This window comes from Nakamurella multipartita DSM 44233 (genome assembly GCF_000024365.1).
GTDB classification, from domain to species: Bacteria; Actinomycetota; Actinomycetes; order Mycobacteriales; family Nakamurellaceae; genus Nakamurella; species Nakamurella multipartita.
The window spans coordinates 2426441-2451515 of the sequence record NC_013235.1 but is presented as its reverse complement, the minus strand read 5'-3'; the positions used below and the strand labels follow the sequence as shown (position 1 = coordinate 2451515).

Genomic DNA, 25075 nt, shown 5'->3' with positions numbered 1-25075 from the left:
GGTCAGACCTGCGCGGGCTCGGGCTCGGCCACCGGAGCCGAATCGGCCGGAGCCGGCGCGTCCGCCGGGTCGTCGGCCTTGACCGGGACCAGGCTGATCTTGCCGCGGGCGTCGATCTCGACGATCTCGACCTGCAGCTTGTCGCCGACGTTGACCACGTCCTCGACCTTGGCGATCCGCTTGCCGCTGCCCAGCTTGGAGATGTGCACCAGGCCGTCGCGACCCGGGAGCAGCGAGACGAAGGCGCCGAAGGCAGTGGTCTTGACCACGGTGCCCAGGAAGCGCTCGCCGACCTTGGGCAGCTGCGGGTTGGCGATCGAGTTGATGATGTCGATCGCGGCCTGCACGGCGCCGCCGTCCGGCCCGGACACGAAGATCGTGCCGTCGTCCTCGATCGCGATGTCCGCGCCGGTCTGCTCGGTGATCGAGTTGATCATCTTGCCCTTCGGCCCGATCACCTCGCCGATCTTGTCGACCGGCACCTTGATGGTGGTGATCCGCGGGGCGTTCTCGCTCATCGGGTCCGGCGCGTCGATCGCCTCGTGCATGACGTCCAGGATGGTGAACCGGGCGTCCCGGGCCTGCACCAGCGCACCGCGCAGGACCTCGGACGGGATGCCGTCCAGCTTGGTGTCCAGCTGCAGCGCGGTGACGAACTGCCGGGTGCCGGCGACCTTGAAGTCCATGTCGCCGAACGCGTCCTCGGCGCCCAGGATGTCGGTCAGCGCGACGTACTGCACCGACGAGGTGCCGTCCTCGGCGGTGACGGTGTCGGACACCAGGCCCATGGCGATGCCGGCCACGGCCGCCTTCAGCGGCACGCCCGCGTTCAGCAGGGACAGGGTCGAGGCACAGACCGAGCCCATCGAGGTGGAGCCGTTGGAGCCCAGCGCCTCGGAGACCTGCCGGATGGCGTAGGGGAACTCCTCGCGGGTGGGCAGCACGGGCACCAGGGCCCGCTCGGCCAGGGCGCCGTGCCCGATCTCGCGCCGCTTGGGCGAGCCGACCCGGCCGGTCTCACCGGTCGAGTAGGGCGGGAAGTTGTAGTTGTGCATGTAGCGCTTGCGGTTCTCCGGCGCCAGCGTGTCCAGCTGCTGCTCCATCCGGAGCATGTTCAGCGTGGTGACGCCCAGGATCTGGGTCTCGCCCCGCTCGAACAGCGCGCTCCCGTGCACCCGCGGCAGGTAGCCGACCTCGGCGCCCAGGGTGCGGATGTCGGTCAGGCCACGGCCGTCGATGCGGACCTTGTCCTTGAGCACCCGCTGGCGGACCAGCTTCTTGGTCACCGAGCGGAACGCGTTGCCCAGCTCGGACTCCCGGCCGGCGAAGGTCGCCGAGAGCTGCTCGTAGACCCGGGCCTTGACCGCGTCCACGGCGGCGTCGCGGTCCTGCTTGCCGGCGATGGTCAGCGCCTGGGCCAGCTCGTCGGAGGCCACGTTCTCGACGGCCGCGAAGGCGTCTTCCTGGTAGGCCGGGAAGAGCGGGAACTCGGCGACCGGCTTGGCCGACTTGCCGGCCAGCTCGTTCTGCGCCTGGCACAGCACCCGCAGGAACGGCTTGGCCGCCTCCAGACCCTCGGCGACGACCTCCTCGGTCGGCGCGACGGCGCCGCCGGCGACCAGGCCGACGGTGGCGGTGGTGGCCTCGGCCTCGACCATCATGATCGCGACATCATCACCGGCCAGCCGGCCGGCGACCACCATGTCGAACACCGCCCGCTCCAGCTCGGAGTGCCGCGGGAAGGCGACCCACTGGCCGTCGATGAGGGCCACGCGGACGCCGGCGACGGGGCCGGAGAACGGCAGACCGGAGATCTGGGTGGACGCCGACGCGGCGTTGATGGCCAGCACGTCGTACAGGTCGTCCGGGTTCAGCGCCATCACGGTGATGACGACCTGGACCTCGTTGCGCAGCCCGTTGGTGAAGGTGGGGCGCAGCGGGCGGTCGATCAGCCGGCAGGTCAGGATCGCGTCCTCGGACGGACGGCCCTCGCGGCGGAAGAAGGATCCGGGGATGCGCCCGGCCGCGTACATCCGCTCCTCGACGTCGATCGTGAGCGGGAAGAAGTCGAACTGCTCTTTCGGATGCTTGCCGACGCTGGTGGCCGACAACAGCATGGTGTCGTCGTCCAGGTAGGCGGCGACGGCGCCGGCGGCCTGCTGGGCCAGCCGGCCGGTCTCGAACCGGACCGTGCGGGTCCCGAACGAGCCGTTGTCCAGGACGGCGGTGGCGCTGGTGGTGGTCGGATCTGACATGTGGCTCCTTGGTTGCCGGTCGCGGCGACGCCGGACCGGTGCTGGGGGCCACTCGGGTGCGAGACGACGGCGTGCGCGCTCGCCGGAAGATGCCGGCCTTCGATCGAAGCCGCCGGACCCACGGCCCGCCCGCGGGGCGGGGTCGTGTTCCGGTGGCCACTACCGAGGACCGGCCGAGGGAGCGTCGCGATGACGACGGCGCCGTACGAACAGGTGAGTGGCCCTGGTGTGGGGTATTCAGTTGGACTCGGCGCCCGGGCCGCCAACGCGGCGGCCCGGTGGCCGAGATGATGCTATCGACGCAGCCCGAGCCGCTCGATCAGCGAGCGGTAGCGGGTGATGTCGACCTGCTGCAGGTAACGCAGCAGCCGACGCCGCCGGCCGACCAGGCCCATCAGGCCGCGGCGGGTGTGGTGGTCGTGCTTGTGCTGCTTGAGGTGGTCGGTCAGATCGGCGATCCGCTTCGAGAGCATCGCAACCTGCGCCTCGGGCGAACCGGTGTCGCTCTCGTGCAGGCCGTACTCGGCGAGGATTTCCTTCTTCTGCTCGGCGGTCAACGCCACGTCTGGTGCTCCTACTGGTTCTTGTCCCGTGCTCGGCCCGCTCCGGACTACCTTCGCCGGGGGGATGACGGTGCCGGCCGCCACGGACTGCAGCCGGACCCAGTCGACCAGTCTATCAGCGCCGACGGTCGGACCCGGACCCGGACCCGGACCTGGACCCGGATACAGCCCGACCCCCGGCGATCACGGCGACGGGCGCGGGCTGCGGATCCAGGCGGCGACGCCGACGAACAGGGCCGCCGCCAACGCCACCACCACCCACAGCACCACCAGCACGTCCACCCACGACCCCGGCGGCGGTGAGCCGGGGAAGAAGTTGCGGATGGGAATGGTGGCGAACAACAGCGCCGCGGTCCAGCCCAGCATGCCCGCCTCGAACAGCCGGCGGTCCCGGTAGAGCCGAACCTGCACGATCCAGCAGGCCACCGGCAGCAGGATCAGCACCAGCACCAGGGTCAGGCCGAACAACATGATGGCCGACGAGCGGTGGAAGCTGACGTCGACCAGCAGGTCGGGCGCCTGCGGGTCCGCGGATTCGGCCAGGTCCCAGCCCTGCACCGAGCCGTCCAGCTCGATCACCGAATCGACAAGGACGGCGTCGGCCCCCTGCCCCACGGTGACCGTCGCGGTGAGCGAGCCGGTGTACCGGTCGAACGGCCAGTCCTGGATGTCGCCGTCGAAGAGCACCGTGAGCTGGCGGGCCTGGGGCCGCCGGTCCGCCTCGAAGACCAGGTCGGCGTCCTCCTCGGTCGGGTCCACCGCGACGGTGATGGGCCGGCTCGGGTAACCGTCGGACCCGAGCAGCGACGGATCCGGATCGATGGCGACGTCGACCCGCATGGTGCCGGCGGCCGCGGTGATGGTGCGCGCGGTGAGGATGACGGCCACCCCGCCGTCCGGCCGGGGCACGGCCTTACGGTCCACGGTGGCCGCGTCGCTGAGCGCGTAGGTGACGACCAGCGCGACGTAGAGCGCGACCACCACGGCCACCGCGGCCACCACCCGGGCGCCGGCCCGCAGCCGGGCCCGCCGCCGCCCGGAGGCGGGGTCGATGGCCGGGCCGGTGAGCGGATCGGCCGGAGTGGGCATGGGCTGCATTGTGACCCGCACCATCGCCGACCCTCTGATCGGGCCGCTTTCCGGGCATCGCCGGGCCGTCGCTGGCACAATGGAGCCATAAGTTACTGACGAGTAGGGACCGGTATGGGCAAGCTGGATCGACGGGTGCGGGCGTTCGCCTGGCTGTTCGCACACACGCCGGGTGGATCGGTGGACACCAAGACCCCCGAACAGATCGTCCGGGCGCAGGAACTGTTGGCCAGCCACGGCAAGCTGACCACCGGGGTCACCGGCAAGCTGGCCAAGGGCGTGGTGACCCAGGACCGGGTGATCGAGCAGGACGGCGAACGAGTGCCGATCCGCATCTATCGCGCGGCCACGCAACCGGCCGACAGCCCCGTGGTCATCTACTTCCACGGCGGCGGGTGGGCCTTGGGCGCCCTGGACCATTCGGACTGGCTGTGCAGCCAGGTCTGCCTGGGCGTCGGCGCCGTCGTGGTGTCGGTTGACTACCGGCTGGCCCCGGTGTACCGGTTCCCTACCGCCGTTCTGGACAGCCTGGCCGCCGTGACCTGGGTGGCCACCCACGGCGACGAGCTCGGCGCGGACACCTCCCGGATCGCCCTGATGGGCGACAGCGCCGGCGGCAACCTGGCCGCCGTGGCCTGCCAGGTCTTCCGGGACCGCGGCGGGCCGGCCATCGCCCACCAGTCGCTGATCTACCCGGCCACCGACCTGCGCACCCCCGAGGACTTCGACGCGGCCGCGCCGGCCCGGGGCGACTGGCCCATCCTGTCCTCGGCCATCATGATGACCTTCCGCGACCAGTACCTGGGGCCCGACGGCGACGCCGACAATCCGATGGCCTCGCCGATCCTGGCGCCGGACCTGGCCGGGCTGCCGCCCGCGTTGATCCAGGTCGCCGAGTACGACCCGCTGCGCGACGACGGCATCCGCTACGCCCGGGCCCTGCAGCAGGCCGGTAACCAGGTTCGGCTCACCGAGTACGTCGGCATGCCGCACGGCTACTTCAGCTTCCCGTCGGTCATTCGCGGCACCGTCCGGCAGGCGCTGGCCGAGATGTGCGCCGAGCAACGGCTGGCGCTGTACCCCACCTCGGCACCCGAGCGGGCCACCCGCCCGCTGCCCGGGGCGGTCCCCTCGACCCCGCCGCAGGCTCGGGATACGGTCGGTCACGGCGCGGTCGACCCGGTCGCGTCGCGACCCGTGGGTGATCACGAGATCGGTCAGAATCCGGTCCCGCAGCATCACGCGAGTTCCGCCGGCCACTGACGGCCGGGAAGGGCGGCCTCATGAATGCCGGCGTCATGAAGGTCCTGGTGTGGGTGGCCGACGGCGTGTGGGAAGCCGCCGTCGACCAGGCCCGGACGATCGCCCCCGAGGCGGCCGAGGTCACCCTGGTGCACGTGGTCGCCGACGACGTCGGCGAGGTGGCCAAGGGCGCCTTCGCCGGCCTGCTGGGACGCCGCTACTCGGGCGGCTCCGGCATCGACGAGCAGCTGTCGGCCTCCTCGACCGAGGTACTCGACGCCGCCCGGCACCGGCTCGGCCGGCCGGCCGAGATGGTCAGCCGGCACGGCCGCTTGGAACGGGAGGTGGTGGCCGCCGCCGAGGGCGCCGACCTGCTGGTCCTGGCCCGCGACGGCGACCGCAGCCGGCTCGGGCCCCGCTCGCTCGGTCCGGCCACCCGGTTCGTCGTCGACCACAGCCCGTGCCCGGTGCTGCTGGTCTGGCCCGAGCGCGCGCCCGGGGTCGGCACGATCCCGCCGCCCCCGCCGCCCGGCCACCAGCCGCCGCCACCCCCGCACCCGCCGCACTGACGAGCGCGGCCGAGCCGGGGCTCAGACCAGGCTGTGCCCCAGCCACAGCGCCAGCACCGCGGCCAGCAGGGCGGGCCCGACCGTGGCCAGGCCGAGCAGGGTGAACCGGCGCAGCGACGGGCCGTGACCCTTCTCGTGCAGGATCCGCCGCCACAGCATGGTGGCCAGCGAGCCGGCGTAGGTCAGGTTCGGTCCGATGTTCACCCCGATCAGCACGGCCAGCACGGCCGCGGCCGCCGGGCTGGCGCCCAGCGCGGCCAGCATGACCAGGGTGGCCGGCAGGTTGTTGATCAGGTTGGCCAGCACCGCGGCGATGACCGCGAGCAGGATCAGCTGGCCGATGCCGTCCCCGACCGGGAGCACGGCGGCCAGCCCGTCCTGGAGCCCGTGCCCGATGGCGGCCTGGACGACGACGGCCAGCGCGGCGACGAAGACCAGGAACCACGGGTTGAGCGCGGTCAGCAGCGCACCGGCCCGCACCCGCCGGCGGGCCAGATCCCAGATCGCCCAGACCAGTGCGCCGAGCCCGGCCACCCACACCGGTTCGACCCCGAAGGCGGACGAGCCGAACACCGCGACCAGGATCGCCCCGAGCAGGATCAGCGACCCGGTCGGCGCCGGCTGCGGGTCGGGGTCGGCGGTCCGGCCGGCCGGGCTGTCGTGCGAGGGGGCCAGGTCACCGGCGAACATCCACCGAAAGATCACGTACTCGACGACGATCGCCGCCACCCACGGCCCGGCCATCAGCCCGGCGAACCCGACGAAGGTCAGCCCCGAGGCGTGGAAGGCCAGCAGGTTGGTCAGGTTCGACACCGGCAACAGCAACGAGGCGGTGTTGGACAGGTGCGCCGCCGCGTAGACCGGCGGGGCGGCACTGACCTGCAGCCGGCGCACCGCGCCGAGCAGCACCGGGGTCAGCAGGACCACGGTGGCATCCAGCGACAGCAGCGCCGTGGTCAGCGAGGCGACCACGAAGACCAGGGTGAGCAGGCGCTGCGCACTGCCCCGGCTGCCGGCCACCAGCAGGCCGCCGATCCAGCGGAACACCCCGTCTTCGTCGGCCAGGTGCGCGATGACCAGGATGGCGGCCAGGAACCCGATGGTCGGCCCCAGGGTCTCGACACCGGAGAGCGCCTGCGCCGGGCTGATCAGGCCGAGCAGCAGGGCCAGGCCGGCGGCCGGGACGGCGGCGACGGCCTCCGGCAGGCCCTTGGGCCGGGCGATGGAAAAACCCAGGACGGCCAGCAGCAACAGCACACCGATGACGGTGGCCAGGATCGGCGACATCAGCGTCCGTCGGCCCAGCGTCCGTCGACACAGCGTCCGCCGGCCCGGCGGAACCGAGAAATCCTCACTGCCGGTAGTTCTCGACCTGCTCGACGCTGCGCACCTGCACGTCGTCGGTGTTCTGCCCGAACTCGCGCCGGGCCCGTCGCTGGCGCAGCAGGTCCCAGCACTGGTCCAGGGCCCCCTCCAGCGCGGCCAGCTGCTCCCGTTCGGAGTCGCCGGTCAGCTCCCCCCGCTGGAACTGGGTGCGCAGCTCGTGCTCCTGGTCCACCAGGGTCGTGATCTGGGTCAGGATCGAATGCTCGTCCACCACGGTCTCCCTACTGCTCGTCCCAGCCCAGCACCTGCCTGGTGCGAGCCACGTCCGTGTCGATCTGGGCGATCAGCGCGTCCACCGAGTCGAACTTGACGGTGTCGCGCAGCCGTTCGACGAAGTCGAACGCGACCCGCCGGCCGTAGAAATTCCCACCCTCGTCGATGACGAATCCTTCGACCGTGCGCTCGCGCCCGGAAAACGTGGGGTTGGTGCCGATGGAGACGGCCAGCGGGGACCGCCGGGTGCCCAGTACGAACCAGCCGGCGTAGATGCCGTCGGCCGGGATCGCGGCGTGTTCGGCGACGTCCAGGTTGGCCGTGGGATAGCCCAGCTGCGCGCCGCCGCGGCCCTCCCCGTGCACGACGAAGCCCTCGACCCGGTGCGGGCGGCCCAGCGCCGCGGTCGCGGCGACCATGTCCCCGGCGCCGACGCAGGCCCGCACATAGGTGGAGCTGACGGTGACCTCGTCCGGTCCCGGCACCAGGGTGATCCCGTGCACGGCGAAGCCGAACCGGGGACCCAGCTCCCGCAGCAGGTCGACCGAACCGGCGCCGCGGTGACCGAACCGGAAGTTCTCCCCCACCACCACGTGCGCGGCGTGCAGCCGGTCGACCAGCACGTCGTGCACGAACTCCTCCGCGCTGACCTGGGACAGGGCCGGGGTGAACGGCAGGACCAGCAGGGCGTCCACGCCCTGCTCGGCGATCAGCTCGGCCCGCCGACGCAGGGTGACCAGCATCGCCGGATGGCTGCCGGGACGGACCACCTCCGCCGGATGCGGGTCGAAGGTCATCAGCACGGTCGGCAATCCGTGCTCGCGGCCGACCCGCACCGCCTCGCCGATCAGCGCCTGATGTCCGCGGTGCACCCCGTCGAACACGCCGATGGTCACCACGCACCGGCCCCAGTTCGGGGGGATCTCGTCGACGCCACGCCACCGTTCCACGGCCGACAGCCTGCCACCTTCCTGCGGCGCGGTGTGAGCCGGGACGAGACCGGCGGATCCGGTCGGGGTGGGCGCGCTCAGGCCGGGCTGTGCCAGCCGAAGACCGACCGGGCCTGGGCGCCGTCGTCGCAGGCCAGGGCGATGAGCGCGCCACTGCGATCGAACGCGGCGTAGGTGCCGGGCAGGCCCGCGGCGGGGATGCGCCGGCCGTGGCCGAGGTCGACGGCCTGCCGGTCGTCGACGGTGTGGACCGGGAACGCCCGCCGGACCGCGTCGGCCGCCGGCAGCAGGGCGCCGGACACCGCGGCCACCAGCGCGTCGGTGACCGCCGGCCGCTCCGCCGGTGGACCGGCGTACACGTCGACGGCGTCGGCGACGGTGAACGGCCCGACCCGGGTCCGGCGCAACGCGGTCAGGTGGCCGCCCACGCCCAGCGCGGCGCCCAGGTCGCGGGCCAGCGAACGCACGTAGGTGCCGGTGCTGGCGTCGACGACCACGTCCACGTCGATCCCCGCCGGGCCGCGGCGCGCCGGGCCGGTGCGGGCGAAGCGGCTCACGGTGACCGGCCGGGCGGCCAGGGCCACCTGCTCGCCGGCGCGGACCCGGTCGTAGGCCCGGCGGCCGTCGACCTTGATCGCCGACACGGCGCTGGGCACCTGCATCAGCTCGCCGGTCAAGGCGGCGATGCCGTCTTCGAGCTGCCGGTCGTCCACCGCGGCGACCCGGGCCGGGTCGGCGGTCGCGACCACGTCGCCGTCGGCGTCGTCGGAGTCGGTGCTGATCCCGAGCCGGATGGTGGCCAGGTAGGTCTTGTCGGTCAGGGCCAGGTGGCCCAGCAGCTTGGTGGCCCGGTCCACGGCGATCACCAGCAGGCCGGTGGCCATCGGGTCCAGGGTCCCGGCGTGGCCGACCCGGCGCAGGCCGAGCACCCGCCGGACCCGGCCGACGACATCGTGCGAGGTGCAGCCGGCCGGCTTGTCGACCAGCAGCAGCCCGCCGCCGGGCGGCAGCTGGACCGAGCGGCGTTCCGGGCGGGCGGGGCCGGTCACGGCTCGCGCCGCACGGGCGCGGGTCGCTGGTCGGTCGAGGGGTCGACCACCGGTCGGCGGCTCAGGTCCTCGAACCGCACCTCGCCGGGCTTGGTCCCGGTGACCAGGCGGAATTCTCCGGTGTCCAGCAGGTCCCAGCGATGGGGCACGATCTCCACCGGGACATCTTCCCCGCGGGCCGCGGCCCGCAGCACGTGGACCCGGGTACGCAGGATCCAGGTGATCATCCGGGCAATGCCGAACGCGGTGAGCAGCGCGATCGCGCCGAACGCCCACCGGTAGGCGGCCGCGGTGTGGGTGACGGCCCCCGGCTCGACCAGGTCCAGGATCTGGCCGACCGCGAACACCATGACCACGGCGCCGCAGAAGCCGCCGACGTTGACCAGACCGGTCGCGGTGGAGATGCGATGCCGCGGGTTGTAGTCCCGGGCCAGCATGAACCCGATGCCCGAGGCCGGTCCGCCGACGGAGAAGACGCAGATGACAGCGACGACCACGGCCACCGGCGGCTGCCCGTTGGGCCAGCCGATCAGCACCAGCCAGCCGGTCAGGCACAGCCCGGCCACGATCAGCGCGAGCCAGCCGCGGATGAACGGGCGCCGGGCGATGACCGGTCCGAGCATCAGGTTGCCGATCAGGCCGCCGAAGACCAGCAGCATCAGCAGCGAGGAGGCCACCCCGGGCGAGTAGCCCAGGGCCTGGGTCAGGTACGGGTAACCCCAGAGCACGGCGAACACGGTCGGCCCGGCCATCGTCGACAGGTGGATCCAGAAGCCGAGCCGGCCGGCCGGCAGCGTCCACGCGTGCTTGACCTGGGCCAGCACCTCGCGACCACCCATCGGGCCGGCCGCGCTCTCCGCCTCGCGGTAGGGGGCGGCCACCGCCGGGCGCAGCAACAGCAGGGCGTAGCCCAGGGACAGCCCGCCGGCGATGGCGAAGGTCGGGCCCCAGCCCAGATCGGTGAGCATCAGGGTCAGCGGCACGGTGGCCACCACGTTGCCCAGCATCCCGGTCAGGCTGGTCAGGCCGACCATCATCGGGTAGCGGCGAGCCGGGAACCAGCCGGCGACCAGCCGCAGCACCGAGATGTAGGTCATCGCGTCGCCGACGCCGAGCAGGCCCCGGGCCAGCAGGGCCAGCGGGTAGCTGTGCACCAGCGAGAACAGCACCTGGGCCGAGCCCATGATCAAGGTGGCGGTCAGCAGCATCCGGCGCGGACCGAACCGGTCGATCAGGATGCCGGCGGGCACCTGCATGGCCGCGTACACGCCCAGCTGCAGCATGACGAAGCTGCTCAGCTGACCGGCGGACAGATCCAGCCGTTGGGCGGCCAGCGGACCGGCGACGCCGAGCGAGGTGCGGTGGAAGACGGCGAGCAGGTAGCAGCCGACGGCCGCGAACCAGATGATCAGGGGGCGCTGGGCCAGCCAACGCCAGCCGGCCCGCAGGCGGTTCATGCGCGCACCCCCCGCAGGGCGCGGTCGGCGTGCCGCAGGTGTTCCCGGGTCAGGTGCTCGGCCAGCGCGCCGTCCTCGTGGGCGATGGCGGCGGCGATCGCCTCGTGGTCGGCCACCGTGGTGCGCATCCGCACCGCGTCCAGCTCACCGTCGGGCCCGGCCAGATTGGCCGCACCCATCCGCAGCTGCCGGTCGCGCAGGGAGCCGTACAGGCGGATCAGGATCAGGTTGCCCTCGGCCGCGACGATCGTCGCGTGGAAGGTGCGGTCGGCGGTGACGTAGGCCGGCACGTCCAGCGCCTGGGCGGCGGCGCGCAGATCGGCCAGCGGCACCTCCAGCGCCCGGGCGACCGCGGGGCCGCGGCCGGACTCGATGACCGAGCGGGTGCAGTGCGCCTCGACCAGCAGCCGGGTGGACACCACGTCCCGCCATTCCTGGGCGGTGACCGGGAGCACCAGGGCACCCCGCTTGGGCAGCAGCCGGATCATGCCCTCCGCCTCGAGCCGGAGCAGCGCCTCGCGCACCGGGGTGCGGGACACCCCGGTCTCGGCGGCGATGCTGCCCTCGGCGAGCAGTTCGTTGTCGGCGTAGCGGCAGCTCAGGATGCCGTGGCGGACATGGTCGTAGGCGCGGTCGGCGGCAGAGGGTTGGCCGGTTGTATCCATGATGTATCTATGATGCGTGCCCACGCCGGCAGGTTCCAGTACTGCGAGCGGGCGTGACCAGGGTCACGCCAGGGTCAAACGTCCCGTCTCCCGGCGGCCGGCCTTCGGGCCGCTAACGGTCCAGGACCTCGCACAGCCGGGTGACGGCCTGCATCGCGGTGCCGACATGGGAAAAGCCGGCCGAGCGCACGTGCCCGCCGCCGCCCAGGGCGGCGGCCGCGGCGGCGACGTCGACGCTGCTGCGCGAGCGCAGCGAGACCTGCCAGGCGTCCGGACCGGTCTGCTTGATCACGGTGGCCACCTCGGCCTCCTGGGCGGTGCGCAGGATGTCGATGACCGAGTCCAGCTCTTCCTGCCGCAGGCCGTCCCGGACGGCGTCGTCGATGATCGCGTAGACCAGGCCACCGCCGCCGGCCGCGTCCGGGACCAGACCGGCGCCGTCCAGCACGCGGGACAGCATCCCCAGCCAGCCGAACGGGTGCGAGTCGGTGATCGGGTGCAGCACGTCGACCGGACGCACCCCGCAGTCGATCAGGCGAGCGGCCAGCCGGTGCACGTCGGCGTCGGCGTGCCGGAAGTGGCCGGTGTCGGTGGCCAGTCCGGCGTACAGGTTCTCGGCGATGTCCCGGTCGATGGGGATGCCCAGCCGGTCCAGCAGGCGGGCGACGAGCACCGCCGTGGCCTCGGCGCCGACGTCGATCAGGTTGTACCGGCCGAACCGGGCGTTGGACGCGTGGTGGTCGATGACCAGGCTCATCGGGCAGGCATCCAGCACCCGCACCAGCGAGCCGAGCCGTTCCCGGGAGCCCACGTCCAGGCTGACGAACATGTCCGAGCCGTCGGCGACCAGCTCGTCGGGATCGACGACCAGGGCCATCCCGGGCAGGTGGCGCAGCGATTCGGGGACCGTGTCCGGCTCGGCGAAGGAGACCTTGACCTGCGTGCCGCGGCGGGCCAGACCCAGACCCAGGGCCAAGGCGCTGCCCAGGGCGTCCGCGTCGGGATGCACGTGGGCGACCAGCACCACCGAGCGGGCCGCGGCCAGCAGCCCGGCGGCCACGTCCATGTCCCGGGCCGATCCGTCGGCCCCCGGTTCGGTCGGCCCGGTCGGCAGGTCAGCCGTCGTCGCGGACATGCGCACGCGTCCCCCGCGAGTGCGGTTGCGGATCGTGCGGGTGTCCGTCACGGCGCCTCCGGAAGTCGGTGACCGGCCCGAGGGCCGGCCCACAGTGCAGTCGGTTCGGCCGACCCTGCTGACTCACCGTGACCGGTGCGCCCGCGCGGAATCGACCGTTTGCCGGCTCCCATGCCGGCGCATGATTACGGTACTCGCTCGCCCGGCACCGGCGCCGGGTCACTGGCGCGGCCCGGCGTCGCCGGATGATCGAGCCCGTCCGACTCGCTCAGGTCGGACTCGTCCGCATCGATCTCGTCCGCATCGATCTCGTCCGCATCAATCTCGTCTGCTTCGATCTCTTCTGGAGTACGGGGCGCCTTGTACGGGTCGGCGTCGCCGGCGTACCGCGCCCCGGCCGCCTGCTGTGCGACCCGGGCGTCCGCGTCCCGGGCGGCAGCCAGCAACTCGTCGATCCGATGCGCGTTGGCCGGCACCGCGTCCAGCCGGAACTCCAGGGTCGGGGTGAACTTGATGCCGGTCTGGGCGCCGACCGCGGACCGCAGGACCCCGGTCGCGCTGGCCAGTCCGGCCCCGGCCGCGGCGACCACGTCGTCGTCGCCGTAGACGGTGTAGTAGACGGTGGCCTCCCGCAGATCGGGGGTCACGGTCGCAGCGGTGATCGTCACCATGTCCAGCCGCGGATCCTTCACCTCGTGCTGGATCTGGGTGGCCACGATGCTGACGATGCGCTTGGCCAGCCGACGGGCCCGGGCGGTGTCCACCATGGTCGTTCTCCTTGTCGGAACTATTCGTCGTGCGCACCGACCACCCGTCGCCGGGTGGACAGCACCTCGAACTCAACCTCACCGACGATCTGTCGTTCGCAGGTGTCCAGCACCCGCTGCACCGCAGCGGGGTCGCCGGCCACGGTAGCGATCGCGATCAGGGCCCGGCGATGCCGGTCCGGATCGCCGGCCTCGGTGGCGGCGACGTCCAACCGCCGCAACCGGGCCAGCACCGGCCGGATGATGGCCCGCTTCTGCTTGAGCGAACCGACGGCGCCGAGCAGCACGTCGCACTCCAGGACGCCGACGTAGACCGCCCCATCCCGGTTGATCATGGCGAACTCTGCCGCCGGGCCGGCGTGTTGCCGGCGTGTCGAGCAGAGTTCGCCATGATCAATCTCAAGTGGGGCGGGTGCGTCAGCTTCGCGGCTTCTCCCGGACCTCGTAGGTCTCGATGGTGTCCTCCAGCTCGATGTTGTTCCACGAGCCCAGGCCGATGCCGCATTCGAAGCCCTCGCGGACCTCGGTGACATCGTCCTTGAACCGGCGCAGCGAATCGATCTGCAGGTTGTCGTTGAGCACGACACCACCACGGAGCAGCCGGGCCCGGGCGTTGCGGCGAATCTCGCCGTTGCGCACGATGCAGCCGGCGATGTTGCCGAACTTGGAGGACCGGAAGATCTCCCGGATCTCCGCCGACCCGGTCTGGACCTCTTCGAACTCGGGCTTGAGCAGGCCCTTGAGCGCCGCTTCCACCTCGTCGATGGCCTGGTAGATGACCGTGTAGTAGCGGATGTCGACACCCTCGCGGTCGGCCAGCTCCTGCACGCCTCGAACCGGCTTGACGTTGAAGCCGATGACGATGGCGTCGGTGGTGGCGGCCAGGTTGATGTCGTCCTGGGTGATGCCGCCGACGCCACGGTGCACCACCCGCAGGTCGACCTCCTCGCCCACGTCCAGCTTGAGCAGCGAGTCCTCCAGCGCCTCCACGGTGCCGGAGTTGTCACCCTTGATGATCAGCGTGAGCTGCTCGATCTTCTGCTCGGCCAGGGCCTTGCCGAAGTCCTCCAGCGAGATGCGGCGACGGTTGCCGATCTGCGCCTTGCGGGCTCGGGCCTGCCGCCGCTCGGCGATCTGCCGGGCGACGCGGTCCTCCTCGACGACCATGAACGAGTCGCCGGCGCCGGGCACCGAGGTGAACCCGAGCACCTGCACCGGACGCGACGGGGTGGCCTCGGCCACCTGCTCGCCGTGATCGCCGAGCATGGCCCGGACCCGGCCATACGCGTTGCCGGCGACGATCGAGTCGCCGACCCGCAGCGTGCCGCGCTGGACCAGGACGGTCGCGACCGCGCCGCGACCCCGGTCCAGGTGGGCCTCGATGGCCACACCCTCGGCGTTCATGTTCGGGTTCGCCCGCAGGTCCAGGGCCGCATCCGCGGTCAACAGGACGGCCTCGAGCAGGCCGTCGATGTTGATCATGGCCTTGGCCGAGATCTCCACGAACATGGTGTCGCCGCCGTACTCCTCGGCGACCAGCCCGTATTCGGTGAGCTGCTGGCGGATCTTGTCGGGGTTGGCCCCCTCCTTGTCGATCTTGTTGATCGCCACCACGATCGGCACGTCCGCGGCCTTGGCGTGGTTGATCGCCTCGACCGTCTGCGGCATCACGCCGTCGTCGGCCGCGACCACCAGCACCACGATGTCCGTGGACTGCGAACCACGGGCCCGCATGGCGGTGAACGCCTCGTGACCCGGGGTGTCGATGAAGGTGATCAGCCGTTCCTCGTCGCCCAGGTGCGTGGCGACCTGGTAGGCGCCGATGTGCTGGGTGATGCCACCGGCTTCCTTGTCCACCACGTGGGTGTTGCGGATGGCGTCGAGCAACTTGGTCTTGCCGTGGTCGACGTGACCCATGACGGTGACCACCGGCGGCCGGACGACCAGATCGCTCTCGTCGCCCTCGTCCTCGCCGTAGGTGAGGTCGAAGGATTCCAGCAGCTCACGGTCCTCGTCGTCCGGCGAGACGATCTCGACCTGGTAGCCCATCTCGGAGCCGAGCAGCTCCAGGATGTCGTCGGACACCGACTGGGTGGCGGTGACCATCTCGCCCAGGTGGAACAGCGCCTGCACCATCGAGGCCGGGTTGGCATCGATCTTGTCGGCGAAGTCGGCCAGCGACGAGCCGCGGGCCAGCCGGATCGTCGATCCGTTGCCACGCGGCAGGGCCACGCCACCGATCGACGGGGCCTGCATGTTGTCGAATTCCTGACGGCGCTGCTTCTTGGACTTGCGACCCTTGCGAGCCGGGCCGCCCTGCCGACCGAACGCACCCGCGGCACCGCCGCGACCACGACCGCCGCCACCGCCACCGGGACGACCACCGCCGCCACCGGCGGGACCACCGGTGCCGCCACCGGGACCGCCGCGGTATCCACCGCCGCCGCCTCCGGGACCGCCGGTGCCGCCACCGGGACCACCGCGGTACCCACCGGGGGCACCACCCGGACGCGCGCCGGCGCCGGGACGACCACCCGGAGTACCCGGACGGGGTCCGGCTCCGGGCGCACCGCCGGGACGACCGCCCGGCGTGCCGGGACGGGCACCCGGAGCACCGGGAGCGCCACCGGGGCGACCCATCGGCGGTCGGGGCGCGCCCGGCACGCCGCCGGGACGCGGCGGGGCATTACGCGGCTGCTGCACGCCGAAGGGGTTGTTGCCCATCCGCGGCGGCCGGGGAGCGCCGGGAACGCCGCCGGCCGGACGAGCCGGACGGGGCGCGCCGGGCACGCCGTCGGGCCGGGCGGCCGGAGCCGTCCCACCCTGGCGGGCGGCCGGAGCCGCCGATGCGGCCGGGCGAGCGGCGGCCGGCGGGGCCCCCGGGGTGCCCGACTGCGGACGCCGAGCCGCCGGTGCGGCGGTCTCGGTGGCCGACGAGGCCGGCGCGGGCGCCGCCTCGGCCGGCCGGGCCGCAGCGGCCGGCGCGGGCCGGGCCGCGGCGGCCGGAGCCGGTGCGGTCCGCGGTCCGGGCGAACTGCTGGGCGCGGTCCGGGCCGGCGGGGCCACGAACTGGGTCGCTGCCTCGGCGGCCGGGGCCACCGGGGGGGCCGGCGTCGCCGGACGGGCGGTCGGCGCCGCCGGGGTGGCCGGACGCGGGGTCACACCGGCCGGGGCCGGCGACGCGGGCGTGGAGCTGGCCGCCGGAGCGGCGGCCGCAGCTGGACGTCCGGGAGTGCCGCCGGGTCGGCCCGGCTGAGCCGGACGCGACGAGGTCGATCCACTGGAACCGTTGGCCGCGGCGGCACCCTTCGGCGGAGTCGCCGGGAAGGCGTCGCGCAACTTGCGCACGACCGGGGCTTCGATGGTCGAGGACGGGGACTTGACGAACTCTCCGAGGTCCTGGAGCTTCGCCATGATCTCTTTGCTGGTCTTGCCGAGCTCTTTTGCGAGCTCATGTACACGGGCCTTGCCTGCCACTGCTCTCCTCACGGTGAGGGCGGGCGGGCGTTTCAGGCCGCGCTCGTCCTCTTAGTCGATGTGCCGGGTGCTGCTCATTGCTGCTTCACGGCGTGCTCACGTTGGGTCGACCTGCTTTCTGTTCCAGGCGGCTTGTCGATCGTTTCCCGTGATCGGGCCGGGACCCGAGATCCGGGCCGGTCCGATCGGCTGGTCCGCGCCACTCCCCGGAATCGAGGAGCGTTCGGACCTTACTGGTGTCCAGGTGCTCGGAGGCCCGCAGGGCCCGACCGAACGCCCGACGGCGCTCTGCCAGATCGAGGCACCCAACCTCTGGGTGCAACCACGCTCCCCGTCCGGGGAGGCGGTGCCGAGTATCGGGGATGAGGACCCCGTCGACGGCCACGACGCGCAGTAGATCACTGGCTCGTTGCCGGCGCCGGCAACCGACGCACGTGCGGACCGGTCCCGGGGGGCCGGAGAGCGCAGGTGCAGGGGCAGTCGACGAAGACAGACGGGCCAACATTGAAGTCTACCGCCTTTCCGCGACCGTTCGGACCGGTCCGACGCCCGGTCGGCGCCGGGTCGATGCCGGGTCGACGCGATCCCCCGGCACCACCCTCATCGACCCTCGCCGGCCGGGTCCGGGGCGGCGTCGCTGCGGATGTCGATCCGCCAACCGGTGAGCCGGGCGGCGAGCCGGGCGTTCTGCCCCTCCTTGCCAATGGCCAGGGACAACTGGAAGTCCGGGACCACCACCCGGGCGGCCTTGGCCACCGGGTCGATCACCGTGGTGGACAGCGCCCGCGCCGGCGAGAGCGCGTTGCCCACGAACGTGGCCGGGTCCTCGTCGTAGTCGATGATGTCGATCTTCTCGCCGTTGAGTTCGCTCATCACAGCACGGACCCGCGCGCCCATCGGGCCGATACAGGCACCCTTGGCGTTGACCCCGGCCACCGCCGGCCGCACCGCAATCTTGGACCGGTGACCGGCCTCGCGGGCCACCGCAGTGATCTCCACCGAGCCGTCGGCGATCTCGGGCACCTCGAGGGCGAACAACTTGCGGACCAGATTCGGGTGCGTGCGGGACAGGGTGATCTGCGGCCCGCGCAGCCCGCGGGCGACCGAGACGACGTAGCAGCGCAGCCGCTGGCCATGCGGGTAGGACTCCCCCGGCACCTGTTCGGCGGCCGGGATGATGCCCTCCACCGCGTTCTTGCCCTCGCCCAGGCTGACCACGACCACACCGCGCGCGTTGACCTTCGCGTCGGCCGAGATGGTGCCGGTGATCAGGTCGTGCTCGCGGCCGGCGAAGTCGCCGAAGGTGCGTTCGTTGTCCACGTCCCGCAGCCGCTGCAGGATGACCTGGCGGGCGGTGGTCGCGGCGATCCGGCCGAAGTCCTCCGGGGTGTCGTCCCATTCGCGCACGATCTCGCCGGAGTCGTCGGTCTCCTGGGCCCAGACCCGGATCCCGCCGGTCTTGCGGTCGATCTGCACCCGGGCGTGCCCGGCGTGTCCCTGGGTGTGCCGGTAGGCGGTCAGCAGCGCCGTCTCCAGGGTGTCGATCAACGAGTTGAAGTCGATGCCCTTTTCCTTCTCGACCGCCCGCAGTGCGGCAATGTCGACGTTCATCGGCCGACCCCTTCCTTGTCCAGCAGCTCCTGCACGGCCGCGGGCGGCGCGGAGAACTCGACCTCGACCTTGGCCGTGGCGATCGCGGTCAACGGCAGCTCGACGACCGTGACCACGCCCTTCTTGTCCGGGGCCAGGGCCAGCTCGATGCCGGTGTCGCTCGCGCGCAGCAGGTGCCCGGTGACCGGGCCCTGCTCGGTGGTGACCACCAGCAGCCGGCCGCGGGCCCGGCGGAAGTGGCGCGGCTCGCGCAGCGGCCGGCCCACGCCCGGGCTGGTCACTTCCAACGTGTAGGGGTGCTCGCCCATCGGGTCGTCCGGGCCGTCCAGTCGCTCGGAAATCTCCCGGCTGACCTCCGCGGCGTCGTCCAGCGAGACGCCGTCGTCGCTGTCCACCACCACCCGCACCACCCGGCGCCGGCCGATCGACCGCACCGCCAGTTCTTCCAGGTCGTAGCCCCGGGCCGCCGTCACCTCGGTGACGACCGCTCGCAGCCGGCCCTCGTCGCCGTCCACCATCGCCGCCTCCATTTTCTGCCCACCGAGTCGAGCCCACTGCCGGCCGGTGGGCCGACCGTTCGGCCCGACAGCCATTGCCGGCGCCACAGCCGGCGCGGTCGGTCGCGGTGTGCAGTTGTGAAGGAACACCCCGCGCCCCGCGCCCGAGCGGTCCGGCGGTCAGTGCGAAAGCCTATCGGTCCCGTGCGATCCGGTCGTGCCATCGGCCGCGCCGGGGCGCGCGGATGTCCCGCCGGATCACCTCGACGCCGCCCCGTCGATGTGATGTGGCCGTTCGTCCGCGCACGTCCGAGGGCGGAGAATCCTCGCGCGGCTGACATGATGGCGGGGTGTCATCCGCTCCCGGCACGCCGCTGTCCCGGCGTGCACTCCTGCTCGGCGCCGGTACCGTCGGCGCCGCCGCGGTGCTGTCCTCGATCGCCGGCTGCAACTATTTCGGCTCCGACGACCCGCCGACGCCCACCGTCGACCTCAATCCGTCGGCCCTGGACCCGATCAACGGGTTGATCGCCACCACCCGGTTGCACCTGCTGCGCCTGGACGCCGCGATCGCCGCCGACCAGGCCGATGCCGCCAAGCTGCAGCCGCTGCGGGACGACCGCCAGCAGCACCTGGACGCGTTGACCGCCGAGTACGCCCGCAGCAATCCGGGCGATCCGAACGCCACCGCCGCCGCCACCGGCGCCCCGGTCTCCGGCGCGGTCGCCCTGCCCGGGACGCCGCAGGCGATCGTCTCGGCGGTGCGCGGGGACACCGCGACCGCGCAGGTCCAGTTCACCGACGCCATCTCGACCGCGTCCCGCTACCGGGCCGCCCTGTACGGCTCGATCGCCGCGTCGTTGGCCAGCCACCGGGCGGTGCTCGCATGACCTCCCCCACCCCGACCCCGACCCCGCCCAGTTCGGGGTCCGGCGCGGCGCCCGGCTCGGCCGGGGCCTCGCCGTCCTCCTCGCTCTCCCCACTGAGCACGCCGGTCAGCACCCCGCCGCCGGGCCCGTTGGGGCCGGACGCGCAGACCGCGATGCAGGCCGCCCTGGTGGCCGAGCAGGCCGCCGTCTGGGCCTATGCGCTGGTCGCCGCCCACGCGCGGGACCAGTCGGCCATGATCGCCGACGCCCGTTCAGGTCACCTGCTGCGTCGCGACGCCACCGCCGCCCGGCTGACCGCGGCCGGGGCCAGCGCGCCCGAACCGGCCGCCGCCTACCAGGTCGCGGTGGACGTCCAGGACCAGAACTCGGCCTGGCAGCTCGCCCAGGACATCGAATCCGGCGTGGCCGCCGCCTGGCGGGTGGTCATCGGCTCCTCCGACGACGCCGAGGTCCGTGGGTTCGCCCTGACCGGGCTGTCCGAGGCGGCCGTGCGCCTGGCCATGTGGAAGCAGATCGCCGGCATCAACCCGCCGACGATCGCCTTCCCCGGCCAGCCCTGAGCCGGCCGGCCCGCCCCACCCGGTGCGCGCCACGCCGGCCGGGGCCGGCCGGCGGTCAGCCGCGGACGCGGGCTCGCAACTGCTCGACGACCTCGACCAGCGGCACCTCGGTCTTGTCCCCGCTCGCCCGGTCGCGCACCTCGACGACTCCGTTGGCCACGCCCCGGCCGACCACACAGATGGTCGGCACCCCGATCAGCTCGGCATCGGCGAACTTGACCCCGACCGAGGCATTCCGGTCGTCCAGCATGACCGTGATCCCGGCGGCGTCCAGGCCGGCCGCGATGAGCTCCGCGGTGTCCACGATCTCGGCCGACTTGCCGGCGATCACCACGTGCACGTCGGCCGGCGCGACCTCCCGCGGCCAGATCAGCCCCTTGTCGTCGTAGGACGACTCGGCGATGGCGGCGACGGCCCGGGACACGCCGATGCCGTAGGAGCCCATGGTGACGGTGACCAGCTTGCCGTTCTCGTCCAGCACCTGCAGGCCCAGCGCCTGCGCGTACTTGCGGCCCAACTGGAAGATGTGGCCCATCTCGATGCCCCGGGCCAGGGTCAGCGGTCCGGATCCGTCGGGCGACTGGTCACCCTCGCGCACCTCGGCGGCCTCGACGGTGCCGTCGGCGGTGAAGTCGCGGCCCGCGACCAGGTCGTAGACGTGCCGGCCCGGCTCGTTCGCGCCGGTGATCCACGCGGTTCCGGGCACCACCCGCGGGTCGAGTAGGTAGCGGATGCCAGAGGTGCCGGTCGAGCCGAGCACGCCCGGCCCGATGTAGCCCTTGACCAGCGACGGGTGCTTGGCGAACTCGACCTCGTCGAACGGCTCGACCTCGGCCGGCGCGACCTGCGCCTCGAGCCGCTTGAGGTCGACCTCCCGGTCGCCGGGCAACCCGATGGCCAGCGGCTCGCGCGATCCGTCCGGGTTCCGCAGCATCACCAGCACGTTCTTGAGGGTGTCCGCACCCGTCCACGGCCGGTCGGCCCGGGGGTGGGCGGCGTTGCTGTGCGCGACCAGGGTGTCGATGGTCGGTGTGTCGGGGGTGTCCTCGACGTGGGCGGCCGGCTGGTCCGTCAGCGGGATGGCCGCCGGCACCGGGGTGGTGACCGCCTCCACGTTGGCCGCGTAGCCGGCCGGTGAGCGGACGTAGGTGTCCTCGCCGTTGACGCAGTCGGCCAGGAACTCCTCGGAGGCCGACCCGCCCATCGCGCCAGACATGGCGGCGACGATGACGTACCGCAGGCCGAGCCGGTCGAAGATCCGGATGTAGGCGTCCCGATGCCGCTGGTAGGAGGCCGCCAGCCCGGCGTCGTCCAGGTCGAAGGAATAGGAGTCCTTCATCACGAACTCGCGACCGCGCAGGATGCCGGCCCGGGGCCGGGCCTCGTCCCGGTACTTGGTCTGGATCTGGTAGAGCGAGAGCGGCAGACCCTTGTAGGACGAGTACATGTCCTTGACCAGGAGGGTGAACATCTCCTCGTGGGTGGGCCCGAGCAGGTAGTCGCCCTGCTTGCGGTCCTGGAGCCGGAACAGGTTGTCGCCGTACTCGGTCCAGCGGCCGGTCGCCTCGTAGGGCTCCCGCGGCAGCAGGGCCGGGAAGTGCACCTCCTGCGCGCCGATCGCGTCCATCTCCTCGCGGACGATGCGCTCCACGTTGCGCAGCACCCGGTAGCCCAGCGGCAACCAGGTATAGATGCCCGGCGCCGCCCGCCGGATGTAACCGGCGCGCACCAGCAACCGATGGCTGGGCACCTCCGCATCCGCCGGGTCCTCCCGCAGGGTGCGCAGGAACAGGGTGGACAGCCGTGTGATCACTGCTGGCTCCTCGACTGGCTCTTCAGCCCGTTCATCACTGACCTTCACGCCCCGGCCGGTCCGGCGCGGCGCGCGGGCCAGCCTATCCGGACCCCGGCCGCCTCGTGCCGGCCGTCTCACCGCGTCGTGGGCGTCGCCCGTCCGGGCCAGTGGCACCGGGCGCCGGTGACGGTCAGCAACACCGATCACGACGACGCCGGCGCCGATCCACCCGAATCGGTGACCAATTCCGATTGCCGGGAATCGGCGACATCGACGGCCCGTCGGCCGATCTCGGATCGACCCCGGGCAATCGGGGGGAAACCACCGGACTGTCACCGGCTGTCCGGGCGGCTGGCCCCAGCCTCCGATTCACGGGCCAAACATGCTGCCGCACAGGAGCTCTGGCGCATTGTGGGGACGGATGGGGCGGTGCCGGGTCGCCGGCCCGGCACGGACCCGGCCGGGCATGTGGCGCATCACACGGCGTTCATCCTGCCGTTAGCTGGAATTCAGCTAACCTATTCAAAGGGGCTCGCCGTTCCCGCCCTTTCCGGATGTGCCGACTGTTGAGGACGCCATGCCGACGACTGGTAGTGCCCTACGCCGCTCCATTCCGCTGCCCCGGTCCGCACCGCCCGCCAATGCCGCCCCACCGGTTCACCGCCCGCAGACCCGTTCGGTCGAGGCCGCCCTGCGCGCGCTGCCGTCGCACGGCTGGACGGCCGGCTGGGTCGGCCGGCGCGACCGGGCCCTGCTGGTGCTCTGGCGGCACGCCGGCCTGCCCTTCACCGAGATCGCCGACCTGACCGTCGACGACATCCGCATCCAGGACGGCGTGGCCACCATCGCGCGTCCCGACGGCAGCGCGGTCCGCCTGGAGATGACCGCCGACGGCCTGCTGTGCGGGCCATGCGGGCTGACCCGCTGGTTGCACGCCGTCGACCTGTCCACGTTGCATTCCGACGGTCGGGTCGTGGCCTCGGTCATCGCCCGGGCCGTGCCGCTGACCGCGCACTCCCCCCACGTCTGCCAGAGCCCCACCTCCGGGGCGCCGGACACCGTCGGCCTGGCGGTCTTCCCCGACAACGATCGCTGGGCCCCCAGCGCCGCCGCCCTGCCGGTCCAGCCCGGACCCCTCGCCCGCCCCGGCCGCCCCGATCGGCTCACCCCCGGGCCCACCCCTGGGTCGTCCCCTGGGTCGTCCAGGGCCCCCGAACCGGATGCGGTGACCCGGGCCGCGGCCCTGGAAAGCCGGGCGCAGGCCCTGCTGTCCGAGTCGTTCTGAAACGGGCCTGCCGTGTGACGACCGTCACATTGGCACCCTTAGCAGGTTAGCTGACGCCGAGCTAACCTCTCAATGAAAAGAGCCGTTAACATCCCGTCGCGGGGCGCAATTGCCTGCTGGCACAAGGCTCATCGCCGCACTGTGAAGATCAACTGCGACGGTGGCCGGCGCGTCCCGTGGCCCGAGTGGCGCCTCACCGCGCACCTGGAACCTGCGGAGGTCCTCCCATGTCGTCAGTCATCGTCGCCGGGTCCCGAACCCCGATCGGCCGCTTCAACGGTGCGCTCGCCGCGGTCTCGGCGGCCGAGCTGGGCGGGGTCGCGATCCGCGGCGCCATCGAGCGGGCCGGCCTGACCGGGTCCGACGTCGAGTACGTGATCATGGGCGAGGTGCTGCAGGCGGGCGTCGGCCAGATTCCGGCCCGGCAGGCGGCGGTCAAGGCCGGCATCCCGATGGACGTCCCGGCCATCACGGTCAACAAGGTCTGTCTGTCCGGTCTGGACGCCATCGCGCTGGCCGACCAGCTGATCCGGGCCGGCCAGTTCAAGGTCATCGTGGCCGGCGGCATGGAGTCGATGACCCGGGCCCCGCACCTGCTGATGGGGTCGCGGGCCGGCTTCAAGTACGGCGACGTGACGATGGTCGATCACCTGGCCCACGACGGGCTGCACGACGTGTTCACCGCCGTGCCGATGGGTGAGCTGACCGAGACGACCAACGACCTGGACTACGTCTCGCGCGCGGAGCAGGACGCCTTCTCCGCCCGGTCGCACCAGCGGGCCGCCGCGGCCACCGCCGCCGGGGTGTTCAAGGCCGAGATCGAACCCGTGGTGGTCAAGGGCCGCAAGGGGGACGTCGTCGTCGACACCGACGAGGGGATCCGCGCCGAGACCACGGTGGAGACCCTGGCCAAGCTGCGCCCCTCGTTCCGCAAGGACGGCACCATCACCGCCGGTTCGTCCTCGCAGATCTCCGACGGCGCGGCCGCCGTCATCGTCATGGACAAGGACGAGGCGCTGCGGCGCGGCCTGGACTGGATCGCCGAGATCAAGGCGCACGGTTCGATCGCCGGCCCCGACTCCACCCTGCAGGACAAGCCCGCCCGGGCCATCAAGAAGGCCTGCGACAAGGCCGGCATCACCCCGGACGAGTTGGACCTGGTCGAGATCAACGAGGCCTTCGCCTGCGTCGGTATCGCGTCGGCCCGGGCGCTGGGCCTGGACGAGGAGATCGTGAACGTCAACGGCGGGGCCATCGCGCTTGGCCACCCGATCGGTGCGTCCGGGGCGCGCCTGGTCCTGCACACCGCGCTGGAGCTGCAGCGGCGCGGCGGCGGCCTCGGCGTGGCCACCCTGTGCGGCGGTGGCGGCCAGGGCGACGCGCTGCTGGTCGAGGTGCCCCGCTCGAGCTGATCCACCACCCCTGACGCAGTCGGCAGGCGGCCGTCCCGGAGCATCCGGGACGGCCGCCTTTTCTGTCGGGCCGGTAATTCGATTGACGATCCGGCCCGGGCGTCGCAGTCTTGACCGCGATCGCCGAACCGGGTCCCCGACCGGTCGACCTGCGGTCGATCCAATGGAAGGAGGGATGACGAGATGACCGTCCTGGTGCAGTTCGCGC

The 25075-nt window shown here is 72.4% G+C and carries 23 protein-coding genes; 6 read left to right on the top strand and 17 right to left on the bottom strand.

Translation table 11 applies throughout. The features are described 5' to 3' along the window. Positions 1 to 2: 2 nt before the first annotated feature. The 3 genes from NAMU_RS11040 to NAMU_RS28885 form a co-directional block, all read right to left on the bottom strand. Positions 3 to 2255, bottom strand: a complete 2253-nt coding sequence (locus NAMU_RS11040; protein WP_015747490.1) for a polyribonucleotide nucleotidyltransferase — start codon at positions 2253 to 2255, stop codon at positions 3 to 5. A gap of 293 nt (positions 2256 to 2548) precedes the next feature. After that, complete coding sequence (rpsO, locus tag NAMU_RS11035) at positions 2549 to 2818, bottom strand: 30S ribosomal protein S15 (protein ID WP_015747489.1); 270 nt, start codon at positions 2816 to 2818, stop codon at positions 2549 to 2551. 183 nt (positions 2819 to 3001) lie between these two features. Beyond that, on the bottom strand, positions 3002 to 3907 hold the full coding sequence (locus tag NAMU_RS28885; protein WP_169312485.1) for a DUF4436 domain-containing protein: 906 nt from the start codon (positions 3905 to 3907) through the stop codon (positions 3002 to 3004). Positions 3908 to 4021: 114 nt separating this feature from the next. Here NAMU_RS28885 and NAMU_RS27310 point away from each other — a divergent pair, with 114 nt between their 5' ends. Together NAMU_RS27310 and NAMU_RS11020 are read left to right on the top strand one after the other, a co-directional pair. Next, positions 4022 to 5170: an alpha/beta hydrolase gene (locus NAMU_RS27310; RefSeq protein ID WP_015747487.1), complete on the top strand. Its 1149-nt coding sequence runs from the start codon at positions 4022 to 4024 to the stop codon at positions 5168 to 5170. Positions 5171 to 5190: 20 nt separating this feature from the next. After that, a complete protein-coding gene (locus tag NAMU_RS11020; RefSeq protein WP_015747486.1) occupies positions 5191 to 5718 on the top strand; it encodes a universal stress protein in 528 nt (175 codons plus the stop codon). A 21-nt stretch (positions 5719 to 5739) separates the two neighbouring features. On the opposite strand, the gene NAMU_RS11015 is transcribed toward NAMU_RS11020, so the two are convergent. The 13 genes from NAMU_RS11015 to rimP form a co-directional block, all read right to left on the bottom strand. Further along, on the bottom strand, positions 5740 to 7005 hold the full coding sequence (locus NAMU_RS11015) for an SLC13 family permease (RefSeq protein ID WP_015747485.1): 1266 nt from the start codon (positions 7003 to 7005) through the stop codon (positions 5740 to 5742). A 64-nt stretch (positions 7006 to 7069) separates the two neighbouring features. After that, positions 7070 to 7315, bottom strand: a complete 246-nt coding sequence (locus NAMU_RS11010) for a DUF2630 family protein (RefSeq protein WP_015747484.1) — start codon at positions 7313 to 7315, stop codon at positions 7070 to 7072. Positions 7316 to 7325: 10 nt separating this feature from the next. Further along, complete coding sequence (locus NAMU_RS11005; protein ID WP_015747483.1) at positions 7326 to 8267, bottom strand: bifunctional riboflavin kinase/FAD synthetase; 942 nt, start codon at positions 8265 to 8267, stop codon at positions 7326 to 7328. Between the two features lie 77 nt (positions 8268 to 8344). Beyond that, entirely contained in the window at positions 8345 to 9316 is a 972-nt protein-coding gene (gene truB, locus NAMU_RS11000) for a tRNA pseudouridine(55) synthase TruB (RefSeq protein ID WP_015747482.1), read from the bottom strand. Next, positions 9313 to 10773 carry an MFS transporter gene (locus NAMU_RS10995; protein WP_015747481.1) on the bottom strand — a complete coding sequence of 487 codons (1461 nt, stop codon included), beginning with the start codon at positions 10771 to 10773 and terminating at the stop codon, positions 9313 to 9315. The genes truB and NAMU_RS10995 overlap by 4 nt, the downstream gene beginning before the upstream one ends. Then, a complete protein-coding gene (locus NAMU_RS10990; protein WP_015747480.1) occupies positions 10770 to 11438 on the bottom strand; it encodes a GntR family transcriptional regulator in 669 nt (222 codons plus the stop codon). Before NAMU_RS10990 ends, NAMU_RS10995 begins: the two co-directional genes overlap by 4 nt. A 112-nt stretch (positions 11439 to 11550) precedes the next feature. Continuing rightward, positions 11551 to 12573 (bottom strand): DHH family phosphoesterase, encoded by a 1023-nt coding sequence (locus NAMU_RS10985; RefSeq protein ID WP_015747479.1) that lies wholly within the window; start codon positions 12571 to 12573, stop codon positions 11551 to 11553. Between the two features lie 185 nt (positions 12574 to 12758). Further along, complete coding sequence (rbfA, locus tag NAMU_RS10980; protein WP_015747478.1) at positions 12759 to 13340, bottom strand: 30S ribosome-binding factor RbfA; 582 nt, start codon at positions 13338 to 13340, stop codon at positions 12759 to 12761. A 20-nt stretch (positions 13341 to 13360) separates the two neighbouring features. Next, entirely contained in the window at positions 13361 to 13675 is a 315-nt protein-coding gene (locus tag NAMU_RS10975; protein WP_015747477.1) for a DUF503 domain-containing protein, read from the bottom strand. Positions 13676 to 13757: 82 nt separating this feature from the next. Beyond that, positions 13758 to 16817: a translation initiation factor IF-2 gene (gene infB / locus NAMU_RS31745; RefSeq protein ID WP_041368743.1), complete on the bottom strand. Its 3060-nt coding sequence runs from the start codon at positions 16815 to 16817 to the stop codon at positions 13758 to 13760. An 85-nt stretch (positions 16818 to 16902) separates the two neighbouring features. Continuing rightward, complete coding sequence (locus tag NAMU_RS28235) at positions 16903 to 17322, bottom strand: YlxR family protein (RefSeq protein ID WP_015747474.1); 420 nt, start codon at positions 17320 to 17322, stop codon at positions 16903 to 16905. A 95-nt stretch (positions 17323 to 17417) separates the two neighbouring features. Beyond that, the gene (nusA, locus tag NAMU_RS10960; RefSeq protein WP_015747473.1) at positions 17418 to 18428 is read right to left on the bottom strand and encodes a transcription termination factor NusA; all 1011 of its coding nucleotides are present in this window, start codon (positions 18426 to 18428) and stop codon (positions 17418 to 17420) included. Next, the gene (rimP, locus tag NAMU_RS10955; RefSeq protein WP_015747472.1) at positions 18425 to 18946 is read right to left on the bottom strand and encodes a ribosome maturation factor RimP; all 522 of its coding nucleotides are present in this window, start codon (positions 18944 to 18946) and stop codon (positions 18425 to 18427) included. Before rimP ends, nusA begins: the two co-directional genes overlap by 4 nt. 329 nt (positions 18947 to 19275) lie before the next feature. Between rimP and NAMU_RS10950 the strand changes: the two genes are divergently transcribed. Then, positions 19276 to 19815: a hypothetical protein gene (locus tag NAMU_RS10950; RefSeq protein WP_015747471.1), complete on the top strand. Its 540-nt coding sequence runs from the start codon at positions 19276 to 19278 to the stop codon at positions 19813 to 19815. After that, positions 19812 to 20375 (top strand): ferritin-like domain-containing protein, encoded by a 564-nt coding sequence (locus NAMU_RS10945; protein ID WP_052307900.1) that lies wholly within the window; start codon positions 19812 to 19814, stop codon positions 20373 to 20375. The genes NAMU_RS10950 and NAMU_RS10945 overlap by 4 nt, the downstream gene beginning before the upstream one ends. 55 nt (positions 20376 to 20430) lie before the next feature. Here the strand turns inward: NAMU_RS10945 and NAMU_RS10940 are convergent, their stop codons facing one another. Beyond that, positions 20431 to 22188, bottom strand: coding sequence for a proline--tRNA ligase (locus NAMU_RS10940; protein ID WP_015747469.1), 1758 nt, complete (start codon positions 22186 to 22188; stop codon positions 20431 to 20433). A gap of 559 nt (positions 22189 to 22747) precedes the next feature. Here NAMU_RS10940 and NAMU_RS10935 point away from each other — a divergent pair. After that, entirely contained in the window at positions 22748 to 23455 is a 708-nt protein-coding gene (locus NAMU_RS10935; protein ID WP_015747468.1) for a hypothetical protein, read from the top strand. Between the two features lie 227 nt (positions 23456 to 23682). Beyond that, the gene (locus NAMU_RS10930; protein ID WP_015747467.1) at positions 23683 to 24867 is read left to right on the top strand and encodes an acetyl-CoA C-acetyltransferase; all 1185 of its coding nucleotides are present in this window, start codon (positions 23683 to 23685) and stop codon (positions 24865 to 24867) included. Positions 24868 to 25075 lie beyond the last annotated feature (208 nt).